Below are 14,494 nucleotides of genomic sequence, written 5' to 3' on the forward strand. Positions count from 1 at the left end.
CGGTCGCTGCACCGCGGCGTATAGGGGGCAAACATGTCACGGAACCGGTTGCGCGGACTCGCTGCAACGGTGTCGGCAATCATCCTTCTCTCAGGACTGGTGATCGTCCCAGGGGTGTCGGCGACAGAACCCTACTCGATCGAGCAGAAAGTCACCGAGGCCGGTACCTCGCACTACGGCATCAGTACGGCGGTGTCGGGAACGACAGCCATCGTGGGCTCGTACTGGGCGCCGCAGGCGGCGTACGTGTACGTCCGGTCCGGCGACACCTGGACAAAGCAGCAGACCATCACGCACACCGAGGGGTCGGCGTCGGACATGTTCGGGTTTGCGGTGGACATCGACGGCGACACCCTCGTCATCGGCGCCCCTCAGCACGAGCACAGCGCGCTTCTCTCAGCGGGAGCCGCGTACGTGTACGTGCGTTCCGGCTCTACGTGGTCGCTCCAGCAGAAGCTGGTCGCCACCGACGCGGGAACCTATGACTTTTTCGGCCACTCGGTGTCACTCCAAGGCGACACGGTCGTGATCGGTGCGGCTGCGGCCGAAACGACCGAGGGTGACAACAGAGGGGCTGCGTACGTCTTCACCCGCTCCGGCTCGACGTGGACGCAGACGCAGAAGCTCACCGCCGCCGGAACGACCGCCCCGGGGCTCGCGGATGACAGCTTCGGTCACTCGGTGGCGCTTTCCGGTGACCGGATCGCGGTCGGGGCACCGTATGCCGACCCGAATGGGGAGGCCTTCGCTGGACGCGTCTACACGTATGCGCGCTCGGGCGGAACGTGGTCGTTTGACGAGCACATCCAGGCTGCGACGCCCGTGACGTATCACTACGTAGGGCGGGATATCGCGCTCGACGGTGCGACACTCCTGGTTGGTGCGTTTGGCGGTCCAGGAGCGGCGAACATGTATGTGGACACTGCCTCTGGTTGGACGCTCCAGCAGACGCTGCTCCAACCGGATTACACACCGGGAAGCTACTTCGGTTACACCGTGGACCTCTACGGCGATACGGCAGTGATCGACGCTCAGTACGCGGACGGCGGTTCGGTTCAGGATGCCGGCGCCGTGTACGTATTCACCCGGAGCGGGTCGACCTGGACGTACCTCAAGACGCTCTACGCTGCCGACGGAGCGCTCTCTGACAGGCTCGGCGCATGCGCCGTCGGTCCCGGTGTGGTGACGGCCGGCGCTGAGTGGGGGGCCTCGGCCACCGGCAAGGCGTACTTCTTCAGCACTCCCACGCCGCCCGTGACGCTCGCCCCCGTCTACCGCTTCTACAACTTCACCAACAACACGCACTTCTTCACCTCGTCGCTCGACGAGGCGAACTCGGTCATCCTGAACTACCCGAAGGTTTTCCGCTACGAGGGCATCTGCTATTACACCAACCCCGCTAACAACACGCAGCCCCTCTACCGCTTCTACAACCGTGTGAGCGCGAGCCACTTCTATACTGCGTCGCTCGACGAGGCGAACCACATCCTGGCCACCTGGCCGCACATCTTCACCCTTGACGGCCAGACCTACGCCGTGAACCCGGCGCCGGTCCCCAACAGCGTTCCGGTCTACCGGTTCTTCAACCTCACAAACGGCAGCCACTTCTACACGTCAAGCGCGGAAGAGGCCGACATGGTGATCGCCACCTGGCCAACGATCTACAGCTACGAGGGCCCGGCGTTCTGGATCGGGCAGTAAGGGGACGGGCGCACAGCCTGCGCGAGAGGAGCCGACGATGAAGAGGCGCTGGACAACTCGAATTGCGGCAATCGTGATCGGGGCGCTGATGCTTGCCACGATGGCGCCGGTTGCGGTGCCGTCAGCGGCGGCGAGCGCTGCGCCGTTCGCGATACAGCAGGCGCGGGTGTTTTCGGGCATCACGCCGAGCCTCGACGGCTACGCCACCTCGGTGGCGATCTCCGGGAACCTTATGGCGGTGGGCTCGCCGGACCTGAGCAACGACCAGGGCGCTGTCTACGTGTACAAGCGAACAGGGACGACCTGGTCGTGGGTTGAGACGCTCTATGCAGCCGGAGTCTCCGACGGCGACGAGTTCGGCAAGTGCGTGGCGATGGACGGCAACCGCCTCGTGGTGGGTGCTCCGCACCACTGGACCGGAGGCGGTCCGGTGGGCGTGGCCTTCGTGTACACCTGGAACGGCACGACCTTCGGCACCCCCGTGCAACTGTCCGGCGAGACGATCGCCGCTGACGAGCGCTACGGCGAGGCGGTTGCCATCGACGGGGACACCCTCGTGGTGGGGGCGCCGCTAGACGGCACCGCCGGGTCGGCGTGGCCGTACCGGTGGAACGGCGCATCATGGATCAACCAGGGCACGCTCAACGGCTCGGCTGGCGACGCGCTGGGCTGGTCTGTCGCGATCGCCGGTGACACGATTCTCGCGAGCGCCACCGGCCGCGACAATCCGGTGGGGCCCCTTGTGGACGCCGGCAGCTTCATGGTCTTCACGCGTACCGGCGCCGCATGGTCGTACCAGCAGCGTCTGTATGCCCCCGACCCCAAGGCAGGCGCCTTCTTCGGATCGCCCATCGACATGTCCGGCTCGGGGTACACCGCGCTGATTGGCGCGCCGAACTGGGATGCGGGCGCCGGCGACGATAACACCGGACGTGCGTACATGTACGCGCGCGGGCTCACGAGTTGGGCACACAGCCAGACGCTCGCGAACCCCGGCACCAACTCGCCCGATGGCGACTACTTCGGCACGGGCGTGGCGCTGGACGGGGACCGTCTCGCGTTGGTGGGTGCGTTCTGGGACGACTCGCATCTGGGCGCCGGCTACTACTACACCAGGACCAGCGGCGACTGGGGCATGAGCCAGAAGATCAGCATGAGCGGTACGAGCCCTGCGGTGGCGCTGTTCGGTCGCTCGGTGGACATGGACAACGGCACCACGGTTGTAGGGGCTCCCACAAGCGGCAATGCGGGTCCGCCGCTCGTGTCGATTCCCGGGTCGGCCTTCGTGTACTCCACCCGCGCGACGATCACGGGCATCTGCCGCAACGCGCAGACGGGTCTTCCGATGGCGGGTGTTGAGGTGCAGGCGCACTACCTAGACGCGTGGGGTGATGCTTCACCGGCCTCGGAGTTCGTGGTGTCCGGCGCCGACGGCAGGTATACGCTCACTGTTGACTCGGGACGCGTCTACGTCAACTTCCTTCCTGGAGCCCTGTATGAGGCTGGGTGGTACAACGACGTCGAGTCGTGGCCAGAGGCGTCACCGATCGACGTCTGGGCCGGCAACACGTACAACGTGGACTTCACGATCTACCCGAAGTTCTCGGTTTTCCGCTTCTTCAACGTCACCAACAACACGCACTTCTTCACCGACTCGCTGCAGGAGAAGAACATGGTGCTCGCCACGTGGCCCGCGATCTTCCGCTACGAGGGGATCGCGTACACCACGAATCCCGCGCTCAACCTGCAGCCGCTCTATCGCTTCTACAACCGGGCGAGCAAGAGCCACTTCTACACGGCGTCACTCGATGAAGCGAATCACGTGATTGCCACCTGGTCGCACATCTTCACCTATGACGGGCCGACGTACTCCGTCTCTCCGATCGCGGGTGCGGGCATGTCGCCGGTCTACCGCTTCTACAACGTGCGCAACGGGAGCCACTTCTACACGGCCTCTGCGCAGGAAGCCGACATGGTGATCGCAACGTGGCCTGACGTGTACCGCTTCGAAGGGCCAGCGTTCTGGGTGGGCGGCTCGTTCTAGGCCGAGGCAGCGAGCTCGAGGGGAGCTGTGATGAGGATGCGAAGGGTCCGGGCGCTTGCTGTGACTGCGGCGCTGCTGACTACAGTGGTCGTGCTTACGGCACCAGCGGCGGCCTACGGTGCGTTCGCCGAGCAGGTGGCGAGACTGCACGCGACCGATGGTGCGCAGAACGACTGGTTCGGGAACAACGTGGACATCGACGGCGACACGGTCGTGGTCGGCGCACCAGGGGATGACTCGCAGCGTGGCTCGGCCTACGTATACATCCGAACGGCCGGCGGCTGGGTCTTCCAGCAGAAGCTCACGGCGCCGGCGCTTGCGGCTGGAGACATGTACGGCGCGGATGTGGCCGTTTCGGGCGACTTCATCGTCGTGGGTGCGCCGTACCGTACCGCGGGTACCGAGATCCTGGCGGGTCGAATCTACGTCTACCGCCGGGTGGCCGGCGTGTGGGGTCCCGTGTATGACACGGCAGCCCCCGTTCCACATGCCGGTGACTCATTCGGCTGGTCGGTGGACATCGAGGGCAGCACGATCGTCGTGGGCGTGCCCTACTTCGATAGCGTGTACGGTCCCGAGCATGGACTCGCCTACGTCTACCGATGGAACGGCTCGGCATGGTCGTCCTTCCAGTACCTCGAGGACACCGACCCTGGTGAGGACAACATGCTTGGCCGATCGGTGAAGATCTCCGGCACCACCATCGTTTGCGGTTCGCCCGGCGAGGATTCCTTGGCGGGCAGTGTGGTCGTGTTCGGCTGGAACGGCGCCGTGTGGACGTTCAGGCAGAAACTCTACGTTTCGGGCGGGGCGGCGGGAGACCAGTTCGGCAACTCCGTCGATGTCTCAGGCAACACCATCGTCGCCGGTGCGCCAGGCCGCGACCTGATGACGGGAATAGACGCGGGGGCGGCCTACGCCTTCGTGAACCCGGGCGCTGCGTGGGCGTGGCAGGCATCGTTCGTGTCTCCCGATCCGAGCGAGTACAAGGGCTTCGGCTCAGGCGTCGGCATCGACGGCGACACGCTTGCCGTCGGCGAATGGCAAGGCTCGGCGGGTGCTGGTGCGGCGCATTTCTACAGGCGAAGCGGCACACTCTGGCCACGCGTGCAGTCCACGGACATGTCGGCGGCCAATCCGGCGGTGCGCATGTTCGGCTGCTCGACTGCAGTGAGCAAGGGCACCATCGTCGTCGGCTCGTACCTGGCGAGCACCGCCACGGTGACCGAGCCGGGCGGCGCCTTCATCTACTCACATCTTGAGCCGGTCTATCGCTTCTATAACCCGGGTGCGGGAACGCACTTCTACACTCCCTCGGCAACAGAACGCGACCATGTGCTGGCCACCTGGCCGAACGTCTTCTCGTACGAGGGGGTCGTGTACAAGACGAATCCCGAGAACAACCCGCAGCCGCTCTACCGCTTCTTTAACCACACGAACGGCAGTCACTTCTACACGGCGTCGCTCGTGGAGGCGGACCATGTGATCGCCACGTGGCCGGGCATCTTCACGTACGAGGGGCAGACGTACGCGGTCACCCCGTGGCCGTGCGCCGGGCCGACCGTGTACCGCTTCTACAACCTGAAGAATGGCAGTCACTTCTACACGGCCTCTGCTGAAGAGGCCGACATGGTTATCGCCACGTGGCCAACGGTGTACCGTTACGAGGGACCGGTATTCTGGCTCGGGCAGTAGGGGGTGCGAGCGGGGAGCTCGCGCGGAGGGAGTCGTACATGAGACGTCGTTGGGTGACCCGGTGTGCAGCGATCGCGACCGGAGCGCTGGTGCTTGCCACGGTGGTGCCGCTTGCGGTGCCGACCGCGATGGCCGGCTCGGCTCCATTCGCGGTCGATGAGGACATCATCTACGCGCAGACTCCGGTGACGGATGAGAGATTCGGCTCCGCGGTGGCGATCGACGGCGACACCCTCGTGGTGGGCGTGCCCGAGTACGACACCTTGGCCGGTCCGCAGAATGTCGGCCGGGTGGATGTCTTCGTGCGGTCCGGGACCGACTGGGTGAAGCAGACGTCGCTGTACGCTTCAGCGCCCGGTGACGGTGACAAATTCGGCACCTCGGTGGCGATCTCTGGTGACCGGATCGTGGTCGGGGCACCTTTCTACTACGGGTCGCATGGCGAATCGGGCGCCGCGTATGTCTTCACGCGTACCGGGACGGCGTGGTCGGCGGCGGACATGCTGCCTGATGAGTTCGCTCAGGAAGGCGATCAGATCGGCCAGTCCGTTGACATCGAGGGCACCACTATCGTGGTCGGCTGCCCCGGGGACAGCAGCGGGCGCGGAGCGGTGCGTCCGATCTACTGGAACGGGAGCGACTGGGACTCCGGCGGTGGCGTGCATCTGCTCGACCCGTCGGGCATGGCGGGAGACCGCCTCGGCACGTGCGTGTCGCTCTCGGGCAACACGGTGCTTGCATCGGCCGGTGGAGATGACGTGGGAACGGTGGCGGCGATCGTGGACGCGGGCAGCGTGCTGTCGTTCACGCGCAGCGGCACGACGTGGTCGTTCGAGCAGAAGTGGCAGGCGCCCACGCCGGTGGCCGACGAGCAGTTCGGCGGCCCCATCGACCTGCAGGCAGGCGGCTATGTGGCCGTCATCGGCTCGCCCGCGCATGACGTAGGTGCCGAGGTGGATAAGGGCATCGCGTACGTGTACGCGCGTGGCACGAGCGGTTGGGTGCTCACCGCCACGCTCGATAACCCCGGCCCCAACTCGCCGGACGGCGACTGGTTCGGCTCGGCGGTAGCCTTCGACGGTCATAACCTGATCCTCATCGGCGCCTTCTGGGACGACCTCCACACCGGCGCGGCGTACTACTTCCAGTACCGCGAGGGCGAGTGGGTGATGGCGCAGAAGGTCACGCCGGACGCATACCCGTGTTGCGCGCTCTTTGGCGATTCGGCGGCGCTCGACGGCGGGATCGCGATGATCGGCGCCACGCTCGCCTCTACGGGTTGAGCGGATCAAACGGGCGCAGTTTACGCCTATAACAGCAACGCGACGATCACCGGCACCTGCTACGACGCGCTAACGGGACTCCCGCTCGCGGGCGTTGAGGTCTCGGCATACTACCCGGATGGCTGGGGCGATCCGGAGCTTGAGCAGTACGTGACGACCGGCGCTGACGGCAGGTACACGCTCACCGTCGACTCAGGCGAGTATTACCTCGGCACGATGGGGCCAAGCTCTCTCTACCAGGCTGGCTGGTACAACAAGGCCAGCGGATGGACAGATGCCGACCCCTGGACGTTCTGGGCGGGCACCAGCACTACGATCAACTTCACCATCTACCGGAAGGCGCCGGTCTTCCGGTTCTTCAACAAGCTCAACATGACGCATTTCTTCACCGACTCGATCGCCGAGCGCGACCACGTGATCGCGACCTGGCCCGGTGTGTACGACTACGAGGGCATCGCCTACTACACAAGTCCGAATACCGACCTGCAGCCGCTGTACCGTTTCTACAACACGCGATCGAACAGTCACTTCTACACCGCGTCGGCCGACGAGCGGAGTCGTGTGATCGCAACGTGGCCGACCATCTTCAACTACGACGGCCCCACCTATCGCGTCTCGGCGGGACCGGACTACGGCAGGTCTCCTGTCTACCGCTTCTACAACGTGCGAAATGGCAGCCACTTCTACACGGCGAGTCTCGATGAAGCGAACCACGTGATCGTCACGTGGCCGGACGTGTACCAGTTCGAGGGCCCGGCATTCTGGATCGGACAGTAGCGCTGCTGCAGCCGCAGATCGACGTGGGCGCCCCTCCGGGGGCGCCCACTTTCGTTACGTCTGCCTCCGCCCTGGGAACCCACGTCTCTAGGGAGGGGTTTGAGGGGGGAGGTGGCAGTGATGCCGCGCATTCGTTTGTGTGCATCGGCGCTCGTTGTGGTGCTTGCATTTGCGCTGGTGGTGGGTCCACTACCCGAGGCGGGCGCTGCGGTGGAGACGCCGCCTCCTGTTCAGTACACGGCCCGCGTGTTCGCCGCTGACAGCCCGACCGACGAGGACTTCGGCTACTCCGTGGCGATCGACGGGAACACTGCGGTGGTGGGCTCGCCAGACTACAACGGGAAGGGCGCCGTCTTCGTCTATGAGTATGTGAGCGGACTGTGGACGTTCAGCGAGGAGCTGCCGGCGGATTCGGGCGTCGGGGACCGTTTCGGCCACTCGGTGGACATCGATGGTGATCTCATCGTCGTGGGCATGCCGTACGGGAACTCGAGCGCGGCGGACGATACGGGTGCGGCCATCGTGTACGAGCGCGGTTTGGCGGGGTGGGAGTACCTGACCGAACTAGCTCCCGAGCCCAGCTCGGTCGGCGACCTCTTCGGCTGGTCGGTTGCCATGTCGGGGAACCGGGCAGTCGTGGGCTCGCCCAAGGACGACCAGATGGCCACCGATTCAGGTGCGATCTACATCTTCACGAGGACCGAACCCGCCTATGTCAAGTACATGTCCTCGGCGGCCGAGGCGGGCGCCGAGTACGGCACGTCGGTCGACCTTGATGGCGACTACATCATCGTGGGCGCTCCCCGGGACGACACCGCCGCAGGCGCGGATGCGGGCGCGGTCCACTTCTACCACTGGGACGGCGCGTTCTGGGACTACCAGGGGATCCGCTTCGGCTCGAGTGACGATGCGGGTGACCGGTTCGGCTACGCGGTATCGATCTCCGGCGATCGCGCGCTGGCGGGGGCATTCCTGGACGATGTCGCCACGGCGGAGGGTGCGGGGTCGACGGACGTATTCAACCGTTCGGGCACGAACTGGTTCTGCACCCAGACACTGGTCTCGCCAGCGCCGAACGCCGGCGACAACTTCGGCATGGCCGTGTCGGTGGAGGGTACGTTCGCACTCGTGGGCGCGCCATGGGACGACAGCTACGCGGGTTCGGTGCACGTCTATCAATGCCTGGGTGACACCTGGACGCTCATGCGGAAGATGACGCCGCTGCCGGGTGACAGCCTTGCTGGATTCTCGGTCGCGGCGTCATCGCAGGGCCGCGGTATCGTCGGCAACGTCACGGGCACGGGCGCCCAGCCGGCCTCGGGCACAGCGTGCATGCTCGCACACCTCGAGCCGGTCTACCGCTTCTACAACGCGGGCGCGGGCACGCACTTCTTCACCAACTCGGCCGAGGAGCGCGACCACGTGATCGCCACCTGGCCGACCGTGTTCACCTACGAGGGTCCGGCGTACAACACGAACCCGCACAACAACACGCAGCCGCTCTACCGTTTCTACAAGCCGAGCAGCTCGAGTCACTTCTACACGGCATCGCTCGACGAAGCGAACCACGTCCTTGCAACGTGGCCGCACATCTACAGCTACGATGGCCCGACGTACGCGGTCACGCCGTACGCCGAGGCGGGCACGCTGCCGGTCTACCGCTTCTACAACGTCCGCAATGGCAGCCACTTCTACACGGCGAGTCTCGATGAGGCGAACCACGTGATCGCCACGTGGCCGACGGTCTACCACTACGAGGGACCGGCGTTCTGGCTCGGGCAGTAGAGTTCGAGGGGGAGGTTGCAGCGATGCCACATGTTCGTTCGCGTGCCCTAGTGCTCGTGGTTGTACTGGCGGTCTCGTCGTTCGCGGTGCCGTTGCCGGCGGCTGGAGTGTTGGACACGCCTGCGCCGGTGCAGTGCACTGGGACGGTATGGCCTGCAGGCGGTGTGGTCGACGACCAGTTCGGTTACTCGGTGGCTATCGACGGCAACACGGCCGTGGTGGGAGCGCCTGCCTACGAAGACAGGGGCGCTGCGTTCGTCTACGAGTACAACGGGACCAACTGGGTCTTCGCGCAGCGGATTCCGGCCGACCCGGCGGTCGGAGACGGCTTTGGGACAGCGGTCGACATAGACGGGGACTACATCGTGGTCGGCGCCCCATGGGACACTGTCTCCGCCGTTCAGCGCGGATCTGCGGTCGTCTTCCACCGTGGGCCGGGCGGATGGGCGTACTACGCGGAGCTTGTTCCGACCACGGCTGCTGCAGGCGACCGGTTCGGCTTCGCGGTGTCGATCTACGGGACCACCGTCGTGGTTGGCGCGCCGCGGGATGACTCCCTGGCCGCGGACGCGGGCGCGATCTACATCTTCAAGGAGGGCAGCTCCACACTCAAGCGACTCATGGCCAGTTCCGAGGCCGGCGCCGAGTTCGGCAGGGCGGTGGACGTGTACGGGAACTATCTGGTCGCGGGCGCTCCCTTCGAGGACAACGCCGGCGGTACGAACGCAGGATCCGCGCTCATGTACTACGGGGACGGCGCGACCCCGTGGACGGCGACGGGCTACGTATACGCGCACGATCCACAAGCCAACGCCGGCTTCGGCTTCTCGGTAGCCACCAACGGCGCGAACGCCATGGTGGGCGCATACACCTACGATGTCGGCACTCAGGCCGCTGCGGGTGCGGTCGACGCGTTCACGCGTTCCTCGAGCGGTCTGGGCGCCACGTGGCCCTGGTCGCAGACGCTTACTTCGCCGCAGCCGAATGCGAACGACAACTTCGGCCAGGCGGTCTCGGTGAGCAGTTCAGTGGCGGTCGTGGGCGCGCCGTGGGATGACGGCATGGCCGGCTCGGCGCACTTCTACGAGAAGACGGCCGGTGGCTGGACCCTTACGCGGAAGATTCCGGGCGCCGGATGGTTCGGCTACTCGGTAGCGGCGTCGGCAGAGGGGCGCTTCGTCGTGGGCGCGATGGTCGGCGACGGCGCCGCCATGGACTCCGGCGTGGCGTACTTCTACGCCATCTGGCACCCGGTCTACCGCTTCTACAACGCGGGCGCGGGCACGCACTTCTTCACGAGTTCGGCCGAGGAGCGCGCCCATGTGATCGCCACGTGGCCGACGATCTTCGCCTACGAGGGCGTGAGTTACTCGGTGAACCCGTACAACAACAAGGAGCCGCTCTACCGCTTCTACAAGCCGAGCAGCTCGAGTCACTTCTACACCGCCTCGGAAGAGGAGCGCGACCACGTGATCGCCACGTGGCCCACCATCTACCAGTACGACGGTCCCACCTACGAAGTCTCGCCGTCGCCCGAGGCGGCCAAGCTACCGGTGTACCGCTTCTACAATCTCCAGAACGGCAGCCACTTCTACACAGCGAGTCTCGATGAGGCGAACCACGTGATCGCGACGTGGCCGACGGTCTACCGCTACGAGGGGCCGGCGTTCTGGCTTGGCCAGTAGCACGTGACGGCTGACGCCCGATCATCGGGCAAGCAGCCTCACTCCACGGCCCGGAGGCCTTTCAGGTCTGCGGGCCGTGGTATGCCGAAGGCCCGGTGGCCGGTGATGCGGTCGGCAAGGAACGCCGAGCGGTCGGCTGCATCGAGCGCGAGCGGGAGCACGTCGGTGCCGCGTACCACGCCGAGCGAGCCTGCGGCGGCGGCCGTTTCGCCGTAGGCGGTCACCCCGTCGGCGCCTGCCACGCCGCCCGCGATCGTGAGCGGAACCGCGCCTCCGCCGTGGTAGAGCGGCCCTGCCGATGGCGTCTGGTGGTCCGGGCACACGATCACCACGATCTCGCCACGCTCGGCGAGCGGCACGAGCGGCGCGAGCGCGCGGTCCACCGCCGCGATGATCTCCGCCTTGCGGGCGGGGTTCTTGTGGTGCCCGGCCTGGTCGGTGCGCTTGGTGTGCAGGTGCACGAACTCGTACCCCTCGGCAAGCAGCGCGAGCGTGGCCTCTACGCGCACGGCCACGTCAGCCTCGGCATCGCTCACCGTGCCAAACTCGCGGTGGTCGAGCCCGATGGCGGCAGCGAGGCCGTGGTAGAGCGGTCCCGAGCCGAGGCTGACCCCGCGCATGCCGAAGCGGGCCGGAAACGACGTGTAGCGTGCGGGCGCGCCCGCCCACTTGGCGAGCATCGCGTCGAGCGGACGCCCGGCGAGCACGGTGCGCGAGTGGCGGATCCAGGCGTTCACCGCACACGCGGTGCGCGCGGCCGCCTTGGCGTCGGGCGCCTCTTCGAGCGGCAGCACCTCGAGGACTGCGGTGCCCGCATGCAGCGGATCGGCGTCGCTCACGAAGTGCGAGAGCGCCGGCCCGTCGGTGGGGTTGAGGAAGAGCAGACCCTGCAGGGCACCGGTGTGCACGAAGTGGGCCTGCACGCTGCCGTACTCGAAGTCGAGCGAGATGCCGTCGAGTCCGGCCTCGCCCTCGCGCGGGTCGGGCCGCTCCTCGATCCACAGCACACCCTCGCGCTCGGTCACGCGCGCGAGGTTGGCGCGCAGCACCACTTCGCCGGGAGAAGGCGGCAGGTCCTCGCCGAGCGCTTCGAGCAGTCCGCGCCCGGGGAACTCGGCTTCCGTGTAGCCGAAGAGCGCGAAGTGCGCCTGGTGCGAGCTGGGCGCAAGGCCCGGGCCCACGGGGTAGAGGAGGCCGCTTCGGCCGAGGGAGGCGAGCGCGTCGAGGTTGGGCGTCTCGGCGGCCTCGATCGGGGTGCGTCCGTCGAGCTCGGGCTGCGGGCGGTCGCCCGCGCCGTCGGGCACCACCATCACGATGGGGCGCCGTACGTCCGCGCTCTCGCCCATCCGTCCCCTCCGTCCGAAAACGCGCGTGCGCGTGAGCACGCCCTCGGGCTAGTATGTCACAGGGGATGCACGCAACCGGGGGAGGCGGCTTTGACCGAACTGTCTGCAGACGAGCTCAAGGCGCTCGCACGGGAGCGCTTCGGCGCGCGTGCCGATGACTACCGCACGAGCGCGCTTCACGCATCGGGGCCCGACCTGGAGCTGCTGCTCACCTGGTTGGATCCACAGCCCGCCGAGTGCGCGCTCGACGTGGCCACCGGCGGCGGACACACCGCACTCGCCCTCGCGCGCACGGGTGCCGACGTGGACGCGTGTGACCTCACGCCCGAGATGCTCGAGGCGGCCGACGCGCTGCTCGCCGAGCACGACTGCACGGCCACGTTCGCGGTGGCCGAGGCGGACGCGCTGCCCTATCCCGACAGCACGTTCGACATCGTGACCTGCCGCATCGCCGCACACCACTTCCCGGACGCGCAGGACTTCTTCGAGGAGGTCGTGCGCGTGCTCAAGCCGGGCGGTCGGTTCGGCTTCCAGGACCAGACGCTGCCGCCTGAACCTACCTCGGCGGTGCTCACGGACGCCTTCGAGCGCACGCGCGACGCGAGCCACAATCAGTCGTACAACATCGACGGCTGGGTCACGCTCGTCGAGCGGGCAGGCCTTTCGGTCCAACACACCGAGATCATCGACAAGCGCCACGACTTTGCCCGGTGGACCGCGCGCCAGGATTGCAGCGAGGCCACGGTCGAGGAGTTGTGCCAGCAGATGGCCGAGGCGCCGAGCGGGATGCGCCGCTGGCTCGAGCCGATCTACGAGGACCATCAGCTGACCTCGTTCCGCAACCGGCACCTCGTGCTGCTCGCGCTCAAGCCGGTCTGACGCGCCGCGTGTCCGGCGCGCCGCCGGAGCGGGGACATACACTCACGTCACGCATCGTGAGGAGGCGCCCCGTGAATCGCAATCGCACTGTCGCACTGGCGCTCGTCGTCCTGCTCGTGCTCGGCGGATGCGCCGCAGGTTCCGACGAGGCACCTGCGCCCGAGCCCGACGCAGGCGGTGGGGAGGTCAGCGAGCTCGCCGATGTCGAGATCACCGAGTATGAGGGCGAGCGGCTCGACTCGTCCGACGCCTTCCGCGAGAACTCGATCTCAGGTCCCCAGGACGTGGACATCGAGGAGTACCGCCTCGAGGTGAGCGGCCTGGTGGACGATTCCGCCAGCTACACCTACTCGGAGATCACGAGCGGCTATCCCAACTTCGAGAAGGTAGTGCAGCTCGACTGCGTGGAGGGCTGGAGCGCCAAGGTGCTCTGGCGCGGCGTGCTCGTGCGCGACATCCTCGACGCCTCCGGTGTGCAGTCCAGCGCACAGAGCGTCATCTTCTCGGCGGCGGACGGTTACACCACCTCGTTCCCGGTGGAGTACTTCTACGACAACGACATCATCCTCGCGTACGCGATGAACGGCGTGCCCCTGCGCCCCGAGCGCGGCTTCCCGTTCCAGCTGGTGGCCGAGGACAAGTGGGGCTACAAGTGGTGCAGGTGGGTCACCGGGATCGAGCTGTCCGCCGAAGAGGACCCGGGCGGCTACTGGGAAGACCGCGGCTACAACAACTCGGGTGATCTGGACAAGTCGTTCTTCGGCAGCTGAGTCGCGTACACCGCGCCACCGCCCACCCGGGCACGCGCCCTGGGGGATACTGGTCATGTTCGGTTCCCGTGCCGAGGAGGGGCGATGCTGAAGGAGTTCAAGGAGTTCGCGTTCAAGGGGAACGTGATCGACCTGGCCGTGGGCATCATCATCGGCGGTGCGTTCGGCAGCGTGATCACGTCACTCGTCAAGGATGTCATCATGCCGCCGATCGGCGCGCTGCTCGGCGGTGTGGATTTCCCCAGCAAGATGTGGGTCATCAAGGAGGGCGCAACGGCCGCTCCGTATTCGACGCCTGCTGCGGCTGCCGAGGCCGGTGCCGTGGTGATGAGCTATGGCGCGTTCATCAACACGGTGATCAGCTTCCTGATCGTCGCGCTCGTGGTGTTCTTCCTGGTGAAGGCGACGAACAAGCTCCGCAAGGCCAAGGAAGAGGAAGTCACCACCAAGGAGTGTCCGTACTGCAAGACCGAGATCGCGCTCGAGGCATCCAGGTGCCCGGCGTGCACGAGCGAGGTCTAGCCGTGCT

Annotated in this window: 11 protein-coding genes; 10 read left to right on the forward strand and 1 reads right to left on the reverse strand. The window is 66.5% G+C overall.

Annotated elements, in window-relative coordinates; translation table 11 throughout:
- Positions 1 to 33 precede the first annotated feature (33 nt).
- The 7 genes from Q7W51_01565 to Q7W51_01595 all read left to right on the forward strand — a co-directional run bounded on the left by Q7W51_01565 (position 34) and on the right by Q7W51_01595 (position 10,970).
- Positions 34 to 1,701, forward strand: coding sequence for a hypothetical protein (locus Q7W51_01565; GenBank protein ID MDO8847063.1), 1,668 nt, complete (start codon positions 34 to 36; stop codon positions 1,699 to 1,701).
- Positions 1,702 to 1,738: 37 nt separating this feature from the next.
- Positions 1,739 to 3,745: a hypothetical protein gene (locus tag Q7W51_01570; GenBank protein ID MDO8847064.1), complete on the forward strand. Its 2,007-nt coding sequence runs from the start codon at positions 1,739 to 1,741 to the stop codon at positions 3,743 to 3,745.
- 30 nt (positions 3,746 to 3,775) lie between these two features.
- The gene (locus tag Q7W51_01575; protein ID MDO8847065.1) at positions 3,776 to 5,440 is read left to right on the forward strand and encodes a hypothetical protein; all 1,665 of its coding nucleotides are present in this window, start codon (positions 3,776 to 3,778) and stop codon (positions 5,438 to 5,440) included.
- A gap of 38 nt (positions 5,441 to 5,478) precedes the next feature.
- Complete coding sequence (locus Q7W51_01580; GenBank protein MDO8847066.1) at positions 5,479 to 6,723, forward strand: hypothetical protein; 1,245 nt, start codon at positions 5,479 to 5,481, stop codon at positions 6,721 to 6,723.
- A 150-nt stretch (positions 6,724 to 6,873) separates the two neighbouring features.
- Positions 6,874 to 7,500, forward strand: coding sequence for a hypothetical protein (locus Q7W51_01585; protein ID MDO8847067.1), 627 nt, complete (start codon positions 6,874 to 6,876; stop codon positions 7,498 to 7,500).
- A 120-nt stretch (positions 7,501 to 7,620) separates the two neighbouring features.
- Complete coding sequence (locus tag Q7W51_01590; protein ID MDO8847068.1) at positions 7,621 to 9,285, forward strand: hypothetical protein; 1,665 nt, start codon at positions 7,621 to 7,623, stop codon at positions 9,283 to 9,285.
- Between the two features lie 23 nt (positions 9,286 to 9,308).
- Positions 9,309 to 10,970: a hypothetical protein gene (locus Q7W51_01595; GenBank protein ID MDO8847069.1), complete on the forward strand. Its 1,662-nt coding sequence runs from the start codon at positions 9,309 to 9,311 to the stop codon at positions 10,968 to 10,970.
- Positions 10,971 to 11,008: 38 nt separating this feature from the next.
- Here Q7W51_01595 and Q7W51_01600 read toward each other — a convergent pair whose 3' ends face one another.
- Positions 11,009 to 12,316 carry a hypothetical protein gene (locus tag Q7W51_01600; protein MDO8847070.1) on the reverse strand — a complete coding sequence of 436 codons (1,308 nt, stop codon included), beginning with the start codon at positions 12,314 to 12,316 and terminating at the stop codon, positions 11,009 to 11,011.
- Positions 12,317 to 12,406: 90 nt separating this feature from the next.
- On the opposite strand from Q7W51_01600, the gene Q7W51_01605 reads away from it, so the two are divergent.
- The 3 genes from Q7W51_01605 (at position 12,407) to mscL (ending at position 14,487) form a co-directional block, all read left to right on the forward strand.
- Positions 12,407 to 13,195, forward strand: a complete 789-nt coding sequence (locus Q7W51_01605; protein ID MDO8847071.1) for a class I SAM-dependent methyltransferase — start codon at positions 12,407 to 12,409, stop codon at positions 13,193 to 13,195.
- A 71-nt stretch (positions 13,196 to 13,266) separates the two neighbouring features.
- Positions 13,267 to 13,965, forward strand: a complete 699-nt coding sequence (locus tag Q7W51_01610) for a molybdopterin-dependent oxidoreductase (GenBank protein ID MDO8847072.1) — start codon at positions 13,267 to 13,269, stop codon at positions 13,963 to 13,965.
- A gap of 84 nt (positions 13,966 to 14,049) precedes the next feature.
- Positions 14,050 to 14,487 (forward strand): large-conductance mechanosensitive channel protein MscL, encoded by a 438-nt coding sequence (gene mscL, locus Q7W51_01615; protein MDO8847073.1) that lies wholly within the window; start codon positions 14,050 to 14,052, stop codon positions 14,485 to 14,487.
- Positions 14,488 to 14,494: the final 7 nt, after the last annotated feature.

It is taken from the genome of Coriobacteriia bacterium (assembly GCA_030652115.1).
GTDB lineage: Bacteria > Actinomycetota > Coriobacteriia > Anaerosomatales > Anaerosomataceae > UBA6100.

Coding starts and splice junctions, on each gene's coding strand:
- Q7W51_01565 (MDO8847063.1), top strand. CDS start 34: ATGTCACGGAACCGGTTGCGCGGACTCGCTGCAACGGTGTCGGCAATC.
- Q7W51_01570 (MDO8847064.1), top strand. CDS start 1,739: ATGAAGAGGCGCTGGACAACTCGAATTGCGGCAATCGTGATCGGGGCG.
- Q7W51_01575 (MDO8847065.1), top strand. CDS start 3,776: ATGAGGATGCGAAGGGTCCGGGCGCTTGCTGTGACTGCGGCGCTGCTG.
- Q7W51_01580 (MDO8847066.1), top strand. CDS start 5,479: ATGAGACGTCGTTGGGTGACCCGGTGTGCAGCGATCGCGACCGGAGCG.
- Q7W51_01590 (MDO8847068.1), top strand. CDS start 7,621: ATGCCGCGCATTCGTTTGTGTGCATCGGCGCTCGTTGTGGTGCTTGCA.
- Q7W51_01595 (MDO8847069.1), top strand. CDS start 9,309: ATGCCACATGTTCGTTCGCGTGCCCTAGTGCTCGTGGTTGTACTGGCG.
- Q7W51_01600 (MDO8847070.1), bottom strand. CDS start 12,316: ATGGGCGAGAGCGCGGACGTACGGCGCCCCATCGTGATGGTGGTGCCC.
- mscL (MDO8847073.1), top strand. CDS start 14,050: ATGCTGAAGGAGTTCAAGGAGTTCGCGTTCAAGGGGAACGTGATCGAC.